This is a genomic window from Legionella anisa (assembly GCF_001467525.1).
In the GTDB taxonomy this organism is placed as follows: Bacteria; Pseudomonadota; Gammaproteobacteria; order Legionellales; family Legionellaceae; genus Legionella; species Legionella anisa.
Map to the genome: position 1 here is coordinate 34,420 of NZ_LNXS01000004.1, position 16,569 is coordinate 50,988.

Consider the following 16,569-nt stretch of genomic DNA (forward strand, 5'->3'; position numbering starts at 1 on the left):
GAGCTCAAGATGAGCCAAATATGGCTTTACACCTTTTCGTCAAGCGCCTGCTCTACAACCTTAACCAACCTTCCTGCTTCCGGAGAAGTAGTTGAATAGAAATAGTCAATAAGCTCACCTTTACGATTGATTAGGTACTTATGAAAATTCCATTTCGGTGCCGTGCCAAATCCTAATTGCTTTCTGGCCCAAAGATAAAATGGATGGGCATCTTTTCCTGAAACCACTTCTTTAGCAGCCATTGGAAAAGTAACGCCGTAATTGACTTGGCAAAAATTTGCAATTTCTTGTTCCGTTCCTGGCTCCTGGCTACCGAAATCATTTGAAGGAACTCCAACTATGACTAAACCACGATCTTTATATTTTTCATAAAGTTTTTCTAAACGAGCATATTGCGGAGTAAAACCACATTTTGAAGCCGTATTGACTACCATTAAAACTTTTCCTTGAAAGGAAGACAACGGTAAAGGTTCATGTCCGCGTAAGGTATGAAATGAATAATCATATGCATTGTCATGATGCTGAGTATCTGCTGCTGATAAATTAGAAGTCATCACAAACCATCCTAGTATTATTAATGAGAGAAAATGCATGGTTATCCCTAATCTTATTGAAGCACAGAACTGAAATCAGTTTTGGGATTGAGATTAATAATATACTATTGACCTTGTAAAGCAAGAATGAAAAATTTCAATGATTTATTTATCCAACTGATATCTGATTTTTTCTTGCACTTCACGCATGTGTTCTTCATCTCTATAATGAGTACGTGGCCAAAAAAAACCTTTAAGTCCATCGTGTTTATTCCTGGGAACGATATGGATATGCAGATGAGGAATGCTTTGGCTAATTGTATTATTCATTGCAATAAAACTTCCTGCAGCTTCCATTGCTTTTTCAACAGCCTTCCCTATCTTTTGCGTGAGTAAAAAAAGAGGTGATACCATAGAATCAGGCACATCATAAAGTGTTTTAATATGCATTTTAGGCGCCAACAAGGTATGACCTGGAAAAAGTGGACGAGAATCCAAGAAAGAAATGAAATACTCGTCTTCAAAAACAATAAACGATTTTTCTTTTTTTGCTGCAATTAAATCGATAATACATTCAATTGTCATTTTATATCCCTATTCATTCATTTTTCAGATTAAAACTATGAGTATGCTTTCTGTGGTACTGTATGTTTGTCCTTTATGCTCCTGAAATAATAGTCGAACCTTTGAGATCCTTCAAAACTCTCAAAATTTTCACCTGAATTTTTTATTTATAGAGAATGTGTAAATGCATAATTGCAGATAAAAAAATATTAAAATATCATTTGTTCTTCTACTCTGGATGATTTCGATACCATACTTTATTATCCAATTTTTAAAAATGAGATGAGGTAAAAAAAATGAAAAAATATTCTCTCTTTTTGTTCTTAATGTGTTCTCTATTTCATTACAATGCTTTTGCGAATAAATTCACCTTGGAAAGTTCGGCTTTTAAAATGAACTCCTTAATTCCAGACGAATTTACGTGTACCGGAGTAGATCAATCCCCTCCATTAGCCTGGCGCAATATCCCACCTAAAACTCAGTCACTTGCACTGATTGTCGATGATCCGGACTCACCTAATGGTGGCGTTTGGACGCACTGGATTGTATTTAATATACCACCAACCGTTAAGGAATTAGAGGCAGGAAGTCCAGTCCCTCCAGGAGCTGCAAATGCAAAAAACAGTTGGGATGGCCTAGGATATCGAGGTCCTTGCCCCCCTATCGGAATTGCTCATACTTATCATTTTAAACTCTATGCCCTGGATACCGTATTAAGTCTTGGAGATGGTACGACTCGAGATATCCTTTTGAATGCAATGACTGGACATGTTATCGGTGAAGCGGAACTGGTTGGAATTTATCAAAAATTCAACAGCAATACTCCTGCCCAATGATATAAAACCTCTCTTTTTTGCCTTGCCGTGCTTTTTGCACGGCATCTAGTCGAGCTTACATGAAAACCGGAACTGCCTTCTGCGCATAAAAGCAAAAGCCCTGAGATTCCTATTCCTTAAGCTGGATGGATTCCAGTAACAAATGAAATTCTTGCTCGCTAAACTTTGTGAGGATCTCGTGATGTAGGCTTTTTGGTCTAAGTATATTTTTTATACAGAAGTTCTCTAACACGATCATTTATTTTGACAAAAAACAAACCAGAATAAATAATTAATTATCAACGATAAAAACCATCCACTTTTAATAGGAAATGACATGCACGCTGAACTTTTTTATACGATAGAGAGTGTCCATCCCGTCCCCCTTTATCTAATCTCCCAAAAACAATGGGAGAAGCTAAGTTCTATGCTAACTACTATTGAACGTAATTATTTCATTCAAGCTCAATTTAATGGAAAAATTGGCGAGTATTGCTTGCTTTATAATGCGGATGGTTTATTAGAGAAAGCTTATGTTGGCACTGAAGATGAAAATCAGGCATTAGCAATGGCTCATGCCGCTTTATTATTACCCGCAAACAGTTACCAGCTTCAAGGTACCTGTTCCCAGGAAGCTGCCTTATTTTGGGGATTAGCACAATACCGTTTTGAAAAATACAAAAAAGATCGTGTGACTCCCCGAATCTTGATAATCGAGCCACAAATGTTCACTGATTTAATTCATTTAGCCCAAGCTCACTTTTTAGTACGTGATCTCATCAATCAACCAGCCAGTGATATGGGCCCTAAAGAAATGGCGGATACAGTGGAACAATTAGCAGAAGAACATCATGCACAATTCGAACAATGCATTGGTGATGAATTGTTGCATGCTAATTATCCTGCCATTCATGCAGTTGGTCGTGCTGCCAAATCAGAGCCTCGTTTGCTCTCCTTAACCTGGGGCGATGAAACAAATCCTCGTGTCACCCTGGTAGGAAAAGGGGTTTGTTTTGATACAGGAGGCCTGAATCTTAAATCACCTTATGGTATGCGAATAATGAAAAAAGACATGGGGGGCGCAGCTCATGTGATAGGTCTTGCTCAATGGATTATGAATCGGAACTTACCCATTCGCTTGCATTTACTTATTCCTGCTGTAGAAAACGCGATTGGTCCTAATGCCTTTAAACCAGGCGATATTTTAATTATGCGTAATGGTTTTACTGTAGAAATCGATAATACCGACGCAGAAGGACGTTTGATTTTGGCTGATGCTTTAGTCAAAGCGTGTGAGGAAAAGCCTGATCTACTGATTGATTTTGCTACCTTATCTTCAGCGGCTCGCGTTTCCGTTGGAACAGAAATGTCGGCATTTTTTGCAAATGATGAGTCTTTAGCAGCGGAAATAATCGACGCATCTTATAAAACCGCTGATCCCGTATGGCGTTTACCATTATTTGCACCTTATGAAAAGTTTCTGCGATCAACGATTGCTGATATGATCAATTGCAGTGACTATCCTTATGCTGGGGCGATTATTGCAGCATTATTTCTCCAGCGATACATCAGCAAGACAACTCCTTGGGCACATTTTGACATTATGGCATGGAGTGAACAAAGCAAACCTGGCAAACCTGAAGGCGGTGAAGCTATGGGTTTACGTGCCATCATAGAGTATTTATTACGTAGGTATGGCTAGGTGTCTTCGCCTCATCACGCTATAACTCAGCTAATTTGAATTCTGCTAATGGATAGTAATTTTGCCTACCTTTTTCAGATCTACTTTCTATGAGATGGATTTTATTAACCACGATTGGCGGAATTACCGGTATCTTTATTGTTTCCAATAGTTCATGGGGTATCCTGTGGCGAATCAATCGCCCCATGGTCAAATGTCCTCTAAAAGGACGCGTTTCAACTGGAACATTTAAAGTAATTAAGGTGTTGCCAATTACTTTGGACAACATCGCTAAATCAGCCTGTGGTTGAACGGATAGTGAAAGAATTTTTGGATGGCGCAAGGTGGGGAACCATTCTAAATGCCCAAATTGCAGTTGAATTGGCAGTGTATTTTTTATAGCGGACGGTACCTTTTCAATTAGAAGAATTAACTGTTCTTGCGGTAAATTTCCTAAAAATTGCACAGTAATATGCATTTTTTCTACATGAACCCAGCGAATATAATCTGACAGAAGGGTATTTTGTAGCGTTTTTAAACTTCTAGATAGACGAACCTGAGTTGACTTGGGAAATATAATTGCGAAAAAAACGCGTAGCGTATGCATCATTTCCTCATAAAATCAGGATGTAAGGACTCTAATCTATTTATTAAATAAAACATTCATAGCCCCTTTATCAAAAGAACTTGGATATATACTATAATAGTATCAAAATTGTCCAAATAAAATTGGATATGGCACGGTCCAGAGCGGACAACACAAGGAAAGTGGAGGATTATGATGATCCTTAAGAGCCGACAGGAAAAAACTGAATTCTTGGAAGAATGTCTTTTTCACATTGATCATATCTTCAAACATGTCATGCATAGCAAAAACCCACCAAACATTACCCTGCATAAAAAAAGCAAAAGCGATAAACAAGGAAAAAATATTTTAACTGATGCAAAACTTCCAAGCTCTATAATAATCAAGGGGGATTTGCCGGATAAAAATTTTGATGCAGGTAAATTAATCGTACTTACTTCACTGTACAATCATATTGCAATGCAAATTAAAAATAAAAATACTGTTGATCTGGGAGTAGAGTTCAATAGAGTAAAACAGAAACTGCATTTTACATTATTAAAAAATGGTCTTCCAAGTGCTGATATTTTAATGAAAAAGCACAGGAATCATTTTTTAAGAAAAGGTGTTCTGGAATATATTTTAAGTTTCATTTGGGCATTACCCTCATCAGAGTTTCTTAATAAATATGAATTTTTCACCAAGACATCGGATTCGGAAGATAATTTCAATTTTCGCTACGAACTGGCAGAAAACTGTCAATTTGATGTCAATCTTATTTTCAAAATTGAACCTATTGGCCAAGGATTAGGTTATATCATTAAGGCAAAATCAACGGAAGAAGCCTCTATTATTATGAATGCGATACGAAAACAATTAAGCGAAAAAAAACTCGAAGGTTCCATCCGTTATATTGATACCTTAAATAGGTCCATTCAAGATGAAAGCTCATCAACAATTGAAATATGGGGTCAAGCTGTGGATATGCTCAATAACCTAAAAGATGAAACGATACGTAAATTTTGAAGAAACAAAATGAATCAATTAAATTCGGTACCTCTAACAAGCATCTGAATCTTCTACACATCGCTGAAAAACCAGTCCAGTTCTATTCCTATGTCCCGCGGCTTGTCCGAGGGGCGTAGGAATAGATGTGCTCAAGAGGCAATAACAAGAAGGATTATAGATAATCGTTGACCAAGATGTTAGGATTGGTTTTTTTGCTTGAAAGTGAATGAAATACCGCCCCGATATTGATGGACTCAGAGCCATAGCGATTATATTGATTTTAATTTATCACGGGGGACTCTCCTTTTTTCCCTCAGGGTTTATTGGAGTTGATGTATTTTTTGTTATTTCTGGCTTTCTCATTACGAGCACCATCCACGAGTCACTCAAAGAAGGTTCTTTTTCTTTTTTGAATTTTTATAATCGAAGATTATGGCGCTTGCAACCTGTTTTTGTTTGCTTGCTCTTTTTAACAACAGCCTTAACTTTGTTGTTTTTTTTACCTGATGATTTAATCCAATACAGCAGAAGTGCGCGTAAAACTTCCTTATTTTTATCCAACTTATTTTTTGATAAAACAACAACAGGCTATTTTTCACCGGACACACATCAAATCCCTTTACTCCATACCTGGTCTCTTTCAATAGAATGGCAGTGCTATTTACTTTTACCCTGTCTTATCTATTGCCTGTATCGTTTCTCGCCTAACAAATATTTAATTCCATTTTTAGCTGGATTGACCTGTATCGCTTTTCTAGGGTCACTCTACAATGCAAAAAACCTGCCCACACACACTTATTACTTATTTTCCAGCAGAATCTTTGAGTTTTTAATTGGGTCCTGCATTGCACTCATCACTCCAAAAACCTTTTTTTTAGCCAATAATAAATATCTCTTAAACCTTATTGGTGGTTTGGCATTAATAACCGTGCTATGCCTCGCCAGTTTCAATCCAGTTATAACAGGTTATCCAAATTACTATGCATTTATTGTTTGTATGGCAACAGGATTTCTCATTGCCATAGGAACCTGTTCTCCCAAAAATATCTGGAGCCAATTATTTTCCAGTAAGCCGTTGGTGTTCATAGGACTATTGTCTTATTCACTTTACATTTGGCATTGGGTTATTTTCTCGGTTTTAAGATATCAAAGTATGGTAGAAACTCCCTTTGTTTTATTTGCTGCTTTTGGGCTTACTTTTGTTTTATCCTATCTCTCTTGGCGCTTTATTGAAAAACCATCAAAACGCTGGAAAAAAATACAATTCCGTTATACCTTTGTGTTTCTATTATTAGCTCCAATCCTCGCTTTGCATCTTACCGACTATGTCATCAAAAAAAATCAGGGGTTTCCTCAGCGTTTTAATAATGAACTATTAACCGTTTATCAACAATTAGAGCAATACAAAAGCCCACAAAGAGCTTTGTGTGTCACCGATTCTCGGAACGAAATCAGTATGCAATGCATTGTTGGCTCAAAAAAATCAGACAGTAAACACGCATTAATGATCGGTGATTCGTTTGCCAATCATTACTGGGGTTTTGTAGATATGCTAGGGCAAGCAGCAAATGTTTCCATTTTATCGCAAACAGTATCTTCTTGCCTAACCTTGCCTGATATGTATCTTTATGACTGGTGGCACTTTAAAAATCAAGTCTATTCACTCTGTCATGAACTTACCCAAAAATATTATCAAATGATTCAAAATCATCATTATGATTATGTAATTATTGGTCAAGCATGGACTAATTATTTGTCCGCAAACATCATAAATAACTTAGATGATCCGCGTTCTTTACTTTTAACTCAAGAGCGATTGGAAAAAGCTCTCGATAAAGCGCTTTCAATCATTATTAACTCAGGAGCAAAACCTGTATTAATTCAGTCAACTGCTTTAAATGATTTTCATAATTGTTTTTTTAAACATATAAAATCAAGAACATCTTATAATTCCCATGAATGTGAGTTTACGTATCATGAAGATCAATGGTTTAATCAATTATTTAGTAAAATGAAAAACAAATACCCGCAATTAATGATTATCGACCCTAAAAAAGTACAATGTAAAAAAAATATTTGCAAAGCGGACATCAACGGAGTTCCAATATACCGTGATGTAGGCCACATTACTGACTATGCGTCGTATCAATTGGGAGGGCTTTATCTACAAAAATTTCCAAACCCTCTGGGATAATCTTTGCTTCATGATTCAAAGAAATTCTTTATTGACAGGCCGCTGTTACTCGTCATCTAAAAGATTTTCCTCTATCCTTTATAAACAATTACACTTGAACTGAACGTAACGAGAACCCGTTATGCAATTTACATGAGGCAATACTTGCTCTCATTGAGGACGGAAAACCTGCCTGGTAACAGGTTACAACTACGAGTTATTTATGAAAACAACAACTACACATTCTTCTGATATCCTTTTAGAGCTCGCAAGCCTTAAGGAATTAAAGGGTGAATTAACGTTCCAGCATATTTTACAAGTATTGGGTGAGCGTGCATTTGGAATTGTATTGTTGTTTTTTGCTTTACCCAGTGCCTTACCTTTTTCTACGATTCCAGGCATTTCTGTTGTATTCAGTCTGCCTATAGCACTTTTTGCATGTCAAATGATATTTGCCAGAAAAACATTGTGGTTACCAAAAATCATTGCGAAACGCACCATTCATCAAAAGACTATTTCCAAGGTAATTCATACTACAGTACCTTATTTGACTAAAATCGAATATTTTTTGAAACCACGCTGGATATTTATGACCTGTCGCTTGATGGAAATCATCACGGGTATCATTATTTTTTGTTTAGCTATTTTTCTGATGTTGCCCATCCCATTGAGTAATTTTATCTTTGCATTTCTTCTTATTATTTTTAGCCTGGGATTAATAGAAAAAGACGGAGTACTTCTTGTTGTAGGATATATTGGTACTCTTGTTTATATTAGTTTTATATATGTATTTATTGAAGGAATAATTAAATATTTGTTTCATTAAATACTCTCTATTGTTAATTTGACTGGATATGTGGAAGTTTAATTAAGGATAATCCTCGCTCTATATCATCCCATCCATTTTATAAGCATGCTAATAATTGAGTACGTTCCAAGTAATGCGATTGCTGTTCCCGCCAGTAACATAATGAGTCGCGGCTGAAGATGACGAACAAGGTAGGCTGCAAAGGGGGAAGCAATAGCCCCACCTGCAATCAGTCCGAGAATAATTGACCAATTGGTAATCCCGATGGTAAAAAAGAAGGTCGCAGAAACACTGAGGGTGATTAAAAATTCAGTCAAATTCACCGTACCTATGGTGTAAGAAGGCGAAGTTCCCTGGACAAGTAATGTGGAATTAACAATGGATCCCCAACCGCCTCCACCTGTTGCATCAAAAAAACCACCAAAAAAACCAAGAGGTATTAACCCACGTGCATGATTAGAAGGCAGTGCACGCCTGGTTTTTAGGCGCTTGACCATAAAATTTTTTATGAGCTGCATGATTTTTCCACCTTGGAGTGCTCGGTATAAAATATAGCAACCCGTTACGATCAAATAAACTGCAATAAAAGGCCTCGCTATTTTTTCTGATGCCTTGGTTAGGACATAGGCACCAAGTATGCTTCCCAAAATACCTGGGATAGCTAATCGTCTAAATAATGCATAATCAATGTTTTTAAACATCGCATGTGATAAACCAGAAACACCGGTTGTGACAATCTCAGCAGTATGCACTGCAGCGCTAGCCACCGCAGGAGGAATACCATAAGTGACTAAAACACCTGTAACAATTACCCCATAAGCCATTCCTAAAGCACCGTCAATTATTTGTGCTACGAAGCCTACCAGTGCAAAAATTAAGAATTGCTCCATAAATATCCTTTTTCTTCAATAATTAGTTATAGCTCATTTAAAGCGTTAGTACATGATATTAATGTAAATTAGATTAATTATCTGTTTTTATTGTTCCATACTTTGCTCGCAATAATAGCGCCGCTGAGTGTCAAAACAATCATTGAAAGCGTAACTACTATAGGAATATCAACGAGATCATGCAGTAGCATTTTTATTCCAATGAAACCTAAGATCAAAGCCAACCCGTAGTTAAGATAACGAAACTTATTTTCTATATGTGCCAAAATGAAATACATAGCTCGCAAACCAAGTATTGCAAAAGCATTTGATGAACATGCAATAAATGGATCTTGAGTAATACCTAATACAGCAGGAATGCTGTCAATGGCGAAAATCAAATCACTCACTTCAATAAAAATAAGAACAACAAGTAGAGGAGTTACAAAATATGAGTTATTTTTCTTAACAATAAAATGATCGCCTGAAATTTCTTTTGTTATTGGGAAAAATTTTCTCAATGTTTTCAGGATAAAATTATTCGTAACAAATTGTTCGTCTTTAAACAAAGTCAAGAATTTGGTCGCGGAATAAATGAGTAGTATGCCAAATAGATATAAAATCCACGTAAATTTATTAATGAGCCAAATCCCAAATACAATGAGTATTATTCTCATAGAAATTGCCCCTAACACGCCAAATAAGAGTAGACGGCGCTGATACTTCAAGGGAATAGAAAAATATTTAAATATCATGATAAATACAAAAACATTATCCATTGATAATGATTCTTCAATCAGATAAGCAGCAAAAAACTCAAGCGCTTTTTGATTCGCTACGTTGCTTGTATCGCCTTGCAATAGATAGACCCACAAAAAGACATTAAAAAGCAAAGCCAAAACAACCCAAACAGTAACCCATATGCACGATGTCTTGAGTGTAGGTTCCCTTTTACTTCGGGTCAAAAGAAAAATATCGATACTTAATACAATCAGTATCAAAGCAATAAAAACTATCCACAACCACCATGTACCTATAGACTCCATTTATCTTCCTGAAATTGAATGGCCTCCCCTAAAAATAGGGGGCGTTTTTCTTAATCATTTAATGGCATTTATCCTCTTGAAAAAACTTAGAGTGTACTTAGCCAGGCATGGATTTTTGCACTAAATAATCGTGGTGCAAGTGGTTGGCAATGGCCGCCAGTACCCTCTTCATCATTAAAAAGAATGTATTGTTTTTTGCATTGTAACTCATCATACAGTTTTTTTGCCTGACCTAAAGTGATGTATTCCAAAGTATTATCACAAATCAGCATGGGACATTGAATCTTTTCGACTAAGCCAGTCAACGTGTAAGCACGTGTTTTATCGAGCATTTCTTCAATTGTTTTAGCGCCAAATCGCCATTTTCGACTTTCTAGCATAAACCGTAAATTTTCATCTGTTTTCATGAGGTGTACTAAGGCGTGCTCTATAGGAGCATCGTGTAAATCAGGAAACTTCGTCATAAACGAATTGAACTTAGCTTCGAGATTACCACTTGCATCAAATATCCCAGGATCAACAATACAGGCGGCGATACGTCTTTCTTTTGTTACTGCTCGAGCAGCAAGGTAACCACCAAAACTACGCCCCATTAAGAAGATCTTATTCTGATCAATTTCGGGACGGTTGCTGATAAAATCGACAACTTTTTCGATAACCCGCTCCCAATCGGGGATAAAGGGTATTTTATTTAAACGCAACATACTGCCTTGACCAGGACCTTCAAAATTTAAACAATGAAAGCCTCGCTTTAACGCTTCAGCTGCTGAACTAAAATATAATTCCTCCTTAGTGCTATCGCCCCCGCCAGTATCAATTAAAATAGGTTTAGGATGATTTGAAAATGAGTTATTCAGATAAAGATAACCAGGCAACGTTGTTTCCTCAAAGGGAATTTCTACTTTTTCCACTGGAGCTTCAAAAAATTCGAGTGCTTGATGAAAAGCACGAATGCTGTATTGCAGTGTTTGTTCGATTCTTGGATCAGCAGGTTCATCTTCCAGGAAAAAAAAAGCGGTTCGGTAATAAGTACACGCGCGCAGAAAAGCCAATTTGGCATCATAATGGAAACCTTGCTTTCGATAAGCTTCTGCCATACTGAAATTGCTATCAGCAAAAGCGGTCCACCGTGCATACCAGCTTTCTTTATTGCCAGGTTCTATTTGGTTCGCTATAGCAAGACATTCCCCAACTTCAGCACCTTGATATGTAGCACATCCTAAACTTCTTATTAATTGGGCATTAAAAAGTGCTGGCTTGATTAACTCTTGCATGATAAAAATCTCCGTTTTTACTTAGAGGAATTCTTGTTTTTTTGTTCCAACATGATTCGAATTTTTTAATATCTTCGAATATAAATCATTTATTACTTAATAAATAGTTAGTACAAAACGTACCCTTCGTCTCTTTAAGAAAAATATAATCCATGGATAAAATAAAAGCAGATTTGATATTAATTTAATTAATATGTATAATTTCGTCTCTTTTTGCTTAATTGAAGAATTAAAATGCTCAATAAATTTGAAAAGCTAATTGACTCATTTGAAAAAAAATGGGATTCAGAAATAGTGCCTACCTACGAAAATTTAAAACAACGTATGTCTCATAGTAGAGTATTATCCAAACAGGAAGCACGAGAAATCATTAATGAGTTAACTACTCATTACTACCTGTTTTTTACAACAGTAACGAATACATTTGCACCCTACCAAAAGCAGCTTAATGAAACCCAACAGCTTAAACTCAAAGAATTTCTTGATGAAATTGAGAATAGTTATCAAACAGACGTTAATGAATTTAAGAACATTTATAATCAAAAACTGGCTCTATTAAGAAATTATTTTTTTCAAAAAGAAGCTGCACGATTGCCGTTGCCTACTGTTGAAGAGCAATACCTAACAGGGCAAATTTTTCCAAGCGATCCTCCGGAAGCATACCCTCAATATTATACTTATGATTTTAAATAACGACTATGACCTCCTTTCTCTACGGAGAAAGGTTGGATAGGATCTCTTATCCAGACATTGAGTAAACAATCCAAGGTTCACCACGCCCCATTTTATCGTAGAGTATTTGGGCAACCTGATTATCTGGCTCGGTGATCCAATATATTCTACTCCAATGATGTAACGTACTGATTTGTTTTAATTCTTCCATGAGCATCTTTGCTACCCCGGCTTTTCGATGTTCCGGTTTTACATATAAATCATATAAATAGCATTCGGGATTGATATTCCAAGTACTTAAATGCACGATAAAAGTTAGAAATCCAACTGCGGTATTTTGAGAGTCACAAGCTATGAGGCATCCTGTATTTTGATTCTCGGAAAGAAGCATGTTCAACGTATTGTTTACTACTTCTTGAGGCAGAGACTTTTGATAAAACTTCATATACTCCCGCCACATTGTTAGCCAATTTTCTTTATCAATAGGCTGTAACCATCTAACCTTATAGTTCATCATTAAAATGCTCGCCCAAAAGAACACTATGCGCAATTTCCCTTACAGTACCCTACCAATAAATAGAACAAATAAGAAGTGGTTCGTGCATGAGGTTACGGATTTGATGTTTTTTAAATGATGCAAAATAAAAAATATCGTGCGCGTTAAGCCGATAAACATTTTCCTCATAAATCAAAACGCCACTTCCATTTAATACAATCCAAATTTCTTCTTCCTGATGATAATCCATAGGAGTTTCACTTTGAGGCAACACGTGAAAATAGGTTGTTTGAAAAGGGGGGGCTACTTGCTTTTGTGCAAAATCAACAGGGTTTACTACAACTCCTGAAACAATGTGTTCTGGATTAGAAAAAACCAATCTTGGACTTGCAAAAACAACAGACTCAGGCAATTGAGGCATATTGATGCTCCTCTGAGAATAATTCTCGCTCCCAATCCAAGACAGTACTCTCCTGATCCAGATCATAGATTGACGATTGAGCCACACTATTAATTATTTTTGCACTTCGCCATGCCATAATATTTAAATTAGGCTCTGCGATTCCATAAGAATTGCGTGCTGCATTTTGGACATACATGCGATGTTGTTTTGGTCCATCCCATACAATGGAAAAATCCTGATTGACACAAAATGCTCCATTATTTAAAGGTATTTTTTCAGATAACGGCGAAAGATACGCTGGGAACTCCCATTGGTACCCCGTACACAAAATAACAATATCTGCAGAGATTACTCTTTTGCTCATAGTGCCAAGCTCCGTCAGTATTAACTGATATCTCCCTAATCCGCTATTCATATTTGTTAATTCATGACCGGGTAAAAACTTAAAAAACTTATGCTTATTTTCCAAAAACTCAAGACTATAAAGTTTTTGATAAATCGCCTGTAATAAGTGGGAAGAAATACCGTCGCTCGCCAAGAGTTGCTCTTGCAATAAAAAGGCTTTTTCTTTCTCAGGTACATGAAAAAAGAATTCAGCATACTTAGGAGTGAACAATTCACTTACAAATGGAGAGGTATCCATTGGCAATAGCTGCGATCTCTTTGAAATCCAATTTAACTCTGAAGGCAATTGTTCACTCGATAAAATGTGCTGCACAATTTCAGCGCCACTTTGACCTCCACCAATAATAGCAACTCTTTTTCCCTGCCAATCGATTGGATTGAGTAAAAAATTTTTGTTATGCAACACATTTTTGCCCAAATAAGGCTTAACACAAGCAGGAACTTTTACACTTAAGCCGTTACCCAAAATAAGATGTTTTCCTTTGATTTTTCTCTGAGAGGTTTGCATGACAAAATAAGATTTATCAAAAGAAACTTCCTCAACTTTTTCGTTAAACAATAAATTAGGTAATGAACGGCTCACCCAATTTAAATATTGACTAAATTCTGTGCGTAACACATGTTTAAATTGTGCATTAATAAAACGATACAATCGTTTATGTTTTGCAAGATAGGCAATGAAGGAATAAGAATTAGTAGGGTCAACAAGCGTAACCAAATCATTTAAATAACTGACCTGAATTTCAGCATTGGGAAATAACATTCCTGGATGCCAAATCACGTCTTTATTTTGTTCAAAGAACACGCTTGAAATCTCTTTGACTGAGGACAAAAGAGCAGCAACACTCAAATTAAATGGTCCGACCCCCACCCCAAGTAAATCGGAAACCCCATCATGATTCGTTGTGTTCATAACTCATTTCCTCTACAGGCATCTCAAATTCCGTTGTTATTCGTTTTAGGGTTAATTGTATTTTTTTCTGCAAGAACCTCGTGGGTTTAACAAAAAAATCAGCTTGAGTGGGTAAGCGTTCATAACCCAGAGCATTCCAGATGATTTTGCCAAGCTTTGGCATGTAAGGATAAATTACCAAAGTAAATCCTTTTAACCACCAGAAATAATCTCCCGGGGATCGACTTAAATTTTTTCCCAGCACGAGCCAATCATTTAGAGATTGAACCCCAATATGAGGAGAAAAGTGATCGGGTTGCAGCGCATTCTCCTGAATTGCAAACAAATCGCATAATTGATGGTGTACCTGTTGATTGCTCGGCTGTCTCACCCTATCAGGTACGTTTTGTATCCCTTGGATAATATAGTGTTCAAACCAATCAATCGTTTTGTTGTAATAAAGAATAAACTCTTCAAGGACAAAATTGCCTGTTTGACTGCGCACATCGATTGAAGCAAGATAAAGCCGAATAATATCACTGGACAGCCCTTTTTGATTGATGGCCTCATCTACTCCGATCATATGCTGTCGACTTGTTGAAAATTTACGCCCATCAAGGTAATAAAAATAATTAATCAAATAATAATCAAATGACTTGTATTGAGGACATCCAGCACTGATTCCCAATGCACTGCTTAAAAAAGGCAATGAATTATCGAGTCCAAAGCTAGAAATAGTCACCACATCAGAATCTACAGCAAACGCATTTTTGTTGATGCCCATGAGTTTGCCTGCAATTTCCCCAAACATTAGAAAATAGGCAAAGACAAAACCATAACTAAATAAAGTTCTTGAGTGAGCAGGATCAGTATTATCAGCTAAACCCCAATTACACTGGGTCGTAAGTCTGAATCGATTATTTTGTAACATCCGATAACGTTGAAATAGCGTCACTATTTTTTGATCGATTCCCTGCGAACTCAGTTCAACATCATCAGGAAGTTCTAAAAAAATATTTTCAACCGTTTTTTGCTCTAAATGATCGTCACGAATCATTTCTTCCGGACGAAAATGTGCACCACAATGTTCACAAAAATAACTTGTAGTGTTCTCAGAGCACACAGGACAATTTCCTTGCAGCCAATATCCAGTCAGATAACGCTTATTCTTATCATCCCAAGGCATGTTCTCTTTTAATAAGACTGTAGCCTTATTATCCAATAACTGTTGCAAAATCTGCTCATGCCATTCTTGATAGGATGTGCTCCATTGCCCATCAAGCGGATTAATAAATTGATCGCATTGAATATCCATTAACGTTAAATCATGCGCAATTAATGCATGATAATAATGACCTATTTCTCTAGGACTTAAATGTTCTTCCTCTGCCTTCCCTGCTGCATACGATTCATAACTGTCTGTTCCTGAAATTATCCAGGCTGAGTGTCCACAAAGCTTTAGATATCGTGCAAGTATGTCCACACTTAAAAACGGACCGCCAATATGGCCTAAATGCAATCGACCATTCGGGGTAGGTACCGAAGGAATGAGTAAATAATTTTTTTTATTTTCAGTCATTGCTTATTCCCTAGCTGCGTTTTTTATTCTTTTAAACTATCCGCCATAATTTTAATCGAGCTATCCCACCCACTTTGGGAGATCTGAATCGCTTTTTCTTTATTCCTCGCCAATACTGCAGTAACCAACTCATCATTTTCTTGTCTAAATTCCGCTAATACTTTTTCATCATTATGATGACGACCCAAACATAAAAAACGATAACGGGATGAATGGTCATACAACATGTCTTGAATTTTAAGCAACCAAGGCGATTGGCACGCCTTAATCAGGGTAAAGGTAAATTCTTTTTGAAACGCATTCCATTCAATAAGATCCAGTGTCTTATTGGGTTGTGGCGTAAGGTATTTTGCATAACGATGCCAGCACGCAATAACATCTGCTTCCCAATGTTCATCTCCGTGGTGCATGGATAGTTCCAGAGCACGGGTTTCAATCTGCATTCTCACTGCATAGAGGTCATATAACTCTTCTAAAGACAAAGCCGGTACTGAAAAACCACACAAATCCTCAAGACTCACTAAACCATGACTTACCAGCCGAGATAAAGCTTCGCGTAAAGGACTGTATCCCACCTCATATCGTTCTTTTAATTGTTCCATTTGTAATTTTTGACCCGGATCAAAATAACCGCTTACGAGATCGAGACGTAATTTCTCTAATACGGTACTTGTCTTTGATTGTTTTGTTTTAATTTGGGACATATTCATTACGCTTCATTTCAATTGTGCAGACAGTATCGATTATTTTCGAAAATTTGTAAATAATCGAAAATTAAATATTTTT

At 36.6% G+C, this 16,569-nt stretch carries 17 protein-coding genes; 6 read left to right on the forward strand and 11 right to left on the reverse strand.

Going from position 1 to position 16,569, the window contains the following annotated elements:
* Positions 1 to 26: 26 nt before the first annotated feature.
* A complete protein-coding gene (locus Lani_RS02055; RefSeq protein ID WP_019235164.1) occupies positions 27 to 554 on the reverse strand; it encodes a glutathione peroxidase in 528 nt (175 codons plus the stop codon).
* A 144-nt stretch (positions 555 to 698) separates the two neighbouring features.
* Positions 699 to 1,118: an HIT family protein gene (locus tag Lani_RS02060; RefSeq protein ID WP_058388362.1), complete on the reverse strand. Its 420-nt coding sequence runs from the start codon at positions 1,116 to 1,118 to the stop codon at positions 699 to 701.
* Between the two features lie 275 nt (positions 1,119 to 1,393).
* On the opposite strand from Lani_RS02060, the gene Lani_RS02065 reads away from it, so the two are divergent.
* Positions 1,394 to 1,933, forward strand: a complete 540-nt coding sequence (locus Lani_RS02065) for a YbhB/YbcL family Raf kinase inhibitor-like protein (protein WP_058388363.1) — start codon at positions 1,394 to 1,396, stop codon at positions 1,931 to 1,933.
* Between the two features lie 316 nt (positions 1,934 to 2,249).
* Positions 2,250 to 3,614, forward strand: a complete 1,365-nt coding sequence (locus Lani_RS02070) for a leucyl aminopeptidase family protein (protein ID WP_058388364.1) — start codon at positions 2,250 to 2,252, stop codon at positions 3,612 to 3,614.
* 19 nt (positions 3,615 to 3,633) lie between these two features.
* On the opposite strand, the gene thpR is transcribed toward Lani_RS02070, so the two are convergent.
* Positions 3,634 to 4,203 (reverse strand): RNA 2',3'-cyclic phosphodiesterase, encoded by a 570-nt coding sequence (thpR, locus tag Lani_RS02075; protein ID WP_223499508.1) that lies wholly within the window; start codon positions 4,201 to 4,203, stop codon positions 3,634 to 3,636.
* A 207-nt stretch (positions 4,204 to 4,410) separates the two neighbouring features.
* Here thpR and Lani_RS02080 point away from each other — a divergent pair, with 207 nt between their 5' ends.
* The 3 genes from Lani_RS02080 (at position 4,411) to Lani_RS02090 (ending at position 8,165) form a co-directional block, all read left to right on the forward strand.
* On the forward strand, positions 4,411 to 5,184 hold the full coding sequence (locus tag Lani_RS02080; RefSeq protein WP_223499510.1) for a hypothetical protein: 774 nt from the start codon (positions 4,411 to 4,413) through the stop codon (positions 5,182 to 5,184).
* 208 nt (positions 5,185 to 5,392) lie between these two features.
* Complete coding sequence (locus Lani_RS02085) at positions 5,393 to 7,360, forward strand: acyltransferase family protein (protein ID WP_058388366.1); 1,968 nt, start codon at positions 5,393 to 5,395, stop codon at positions 7,358 to 7,360.
* A 202-nt stretch (positions 7,361 to 7,562) separates the two neighbouring features.
* The gene (locus Lani_RS02090; protein WP_019235171.1) at positions 7,563 to 8,165 is read left to right on the forward strand and encodes an exopolysaccharide biosynthesis protein; all 603 of its coding nucleotides are present in this window, start codon (positions 7,563 to 7,565) and stop codon (positions 8,163 to 8,165) included.
* Between the two features lie 65 nt (positions 8,166 to 8,230).
* On the opposite strand, the gene Lani_RS02095 is transcribed toward Lani_RS02090, so the two are convergent.
* The 3 genes from Lani_RS02095 to Lani_RS02105 form a co-directional block, all read right to left on the reverse strand.
* Positions 8,231 to 9,037, reverse strand: a complete 807-nt coding sequence (locus tag Lani_RS02095; RefSeq protein ID WP_019235172.1) for a sulfite exporter TauE/SafE family protein — start codon at positions 9,035 to 9,037, stop codon at positions 8,231 to 8,233.
* A gap of 77 nt (positions 9,038 to 9,114) precedes the next feature.
* Positions 9,115 to 10,062: a TerC/Alx family metal homeostasis membrane protein gene (locus Lani_RS02100; RefSeq protein WP_019235173.1), complete on the reverse strand. Its 948-nt coding sequence runs from the start codon at positions 10,060 to 10,062 to the stop codon at positions 9,115 to 9,117.
* 86 nt (positions 10,063 to 10,148) lie between these two features.
* Entirely contained in the window at positions 10,149 to 11,336 is a 1,188-nt protein-coding gene (locus Lani_RS02105; RefSeq protein ID WP_019235174.1) for an alpha/beta hydrolase family protein, read from the reverse strand.
* A 234-nt stretch (positions 11,337 to 11,570) separates the two neighbouring features.
* Between Lani_RS02105 and Lani_RS02110 the strand changes: the two genes are divergently transcribed.
* On the forward strand, positions 11,571 to 12,029 hold the full coding sequence (locus tag Lani_RS02110; protein WP_019235175.1) for a hypothetical protein: 459 nt from the start codon (positions 11,571 to 11,573) through the stop codon (positions 12,027 to 12,029).
* A gap of 46 nt (positions 12,030 to 12,075) precedes the next feature.
* Here the strand turns inward: Lani_RS02110 and Lani_RS02115 are convergent, their stop codons facing one another.
* Genes Lani_RS02115 through Lani_RS02135 form a run of 5 tightly spaced genes read right to left on the reverse strand, consistent with a single transcriptional unit; the run spans position 12,076 to position 16,493 of the window.
* Positions 12,076 to 12,525, reverse strand: coding sequence for a GNAT family N-acetyltransferase (locus tag Lani_RS02115; RefSeq protein WP_058388367.1), 450 nt, complete (start codon positions 12,523 to 12,525; stop codon positions 12,076 to 12,078).
* Between the two features lie 49 nt (positions 12,526 to 12,574).
* A complete protein-coding gene (locus Lani_RS02120; RefSeq protein WP_019235177.1) occupies positions 12,575 to 12,925 on the reverse strand; it encodes a cupin domain-containing protein in 351 nt (116 codons plus the stop codon).
* Positions 12,909 to 14,225 carry a lysine N(6)-hydroxylase/L-ornithine N(5)-oxygenase family protein gene (locus Lani_RS02125; protein WP_019235178.1) on the reverse strand — a complete coding sequence of 439 codons (1,317 nt, stop codon included), beginning with the start codon at positions 14,223 to 14,225 and terminating at the stop codon, positions 12,909 to 12,911. The genes Lani_RS02120 and Lani_RS02125 overlap by 17 nt, the downstream gene beginning before the upstream one ends.
* Positions 14,206 to 15,783: a methionine--tRNA ligase gene (locus tag Lani_RS02130; protein WP_019235179.1), complete on the reverse strand. Its 1,578-nt coding sequence runs from the start codon at positions 15,781 to 15,783 to the stop codon at positions 14,206 to 14,208. The genes Lani_RS02125 and Lani_RS02130 overlap by 20 nt, the downstream gene beginning before the upstream one ends.
* Before the next feature lie 23 nt (positions 15,784 to 15,806).
* Complete coding sequence (locus Lani_RS02135) at positions 15,807 to 16,493, reverse strand: GntR family transcriptional regulator (RefSeq protein ID WP_103030566.1); 687 nt, start codon at positions 16,491 to 16,493, stop codon at positions 15,807 to 15,809.
* Positions 16,494 to 16,569 lie beyond the last annotated feature (76 nt).

Excerpts from the sequence above, each read along its gene's own strand:
- Lani_RS02100 (WP_019235173.1), bottom strand. The coding sequence starts at position 10,062 with ATGGAGTCTATAGGTACATGGTGGTTGTGGATAGTTTTTATTGCTTTG.
- Lani_RS02090 (WP_019235171.1), top strand. The coding sequence starts at position 7,563 with ATGAAAACAACAACTACACATTCTTCTGATATCCTTTTAGAGCTCGCA.
- Lani_RS02060 (WP_058388362.1), bottom strand. The coding sequence starts at position 1,118 with ATGACAATTGAATGTATTATCGATTTAATTGCAGCAAAAAAAGAAAAA.
- Lani_RS02130 (WP_019235179.1), bottom strand. The coding sequence starts at position 15,783 with ATGACTGAAAATAAAAAAAATTATTTACTCATTCCTTCGGTACCTACC.
- Lani_RS02095 (WP_019235172.1), bottom strand. The coding sequence starts at position 9,037 with ATGGAGCAATTCTTAATTTTTGCACTGGTAGGCTTCGTAGCACAAATA.
- Lani_RS02120 (WP_019235177.1), bottom strand. The coding sequence starts at position 12,925 with ATGCCTCAATTGCCTGAGTCTGTTGTTTTTGCAAGTCCAAGATTGGTT.
- Lani_RS02065 (WP_058388363.1), top strand. The coding sequence starts at position 1,394 with ATGAAAAAATATTCTCTCTTTTTGTTCTTAATGTGTTCTCTATTTCAT.
- Lani_RS02135 (WP_103030566.1), bottom strand. The coding sequence starts at position 16,493 with ATGAATATGTCCCAAATTAAAACAAAACAATCAAAGACAAGTACCGTA.
- thpR (WP_223499508.1), bottom strand. The coding sequence starts at position 4,203 with ATGATGCATACGCTACGCGTTTTTTTCGCAATTATATTTCCCAAGTCA.
- Lani_RS02115 (WP_058388367.1), bottom strand. The coding sequence starts at position 12,525 with ATGATGAACTATAAGGTTAGATGGTTACAGCCTATTGATAAAGAAAAT.
- Lani_RS02110 (WP_019235175.1), top strand. The coding sequence starts at position 11,571 with ATGCTCAATAAATTTGAAAAGCTAATTGACTCATTTGAAAAAAAATGG.
- Lani_RS02070 (WP_058388364.1), top strand. The coding sequence starts at position 2,250 with ATGCACGCTGAACTTTTTTATACGATAGAGAGTGTCCATCCCGTCCCC.
- Lani_RS02085 (WP_058388366.1), top strand. The coding sequence starts at position 5,393 with ATGAAATACCGCCCCGATATTGATGGACTCAGAGCCATAGCGATTATA.
- Lani_RS02125 (WP_019235178.1), bottom strand. The coding sequence starts at position 14,225 with ATGAACACAACGAATCATGATGGGGTTTCCGATTTACTTGGGGTGGGG.
- Lani_RS02105 (WP_019235174.1), bottom strand. The coding sequence starts at position 11,336 with ATGCAAGAGTTAATCAAGCCAGCACTTTTTAATGCCCAATTAATAAGA.
- Lani_RS02055 (WP_019235164.1), bottom strand. The coding sequence starts at position 554 with ATGACTTCTAATTTATCAGCAGCAGATACTCAGCATCATGACAATGCA.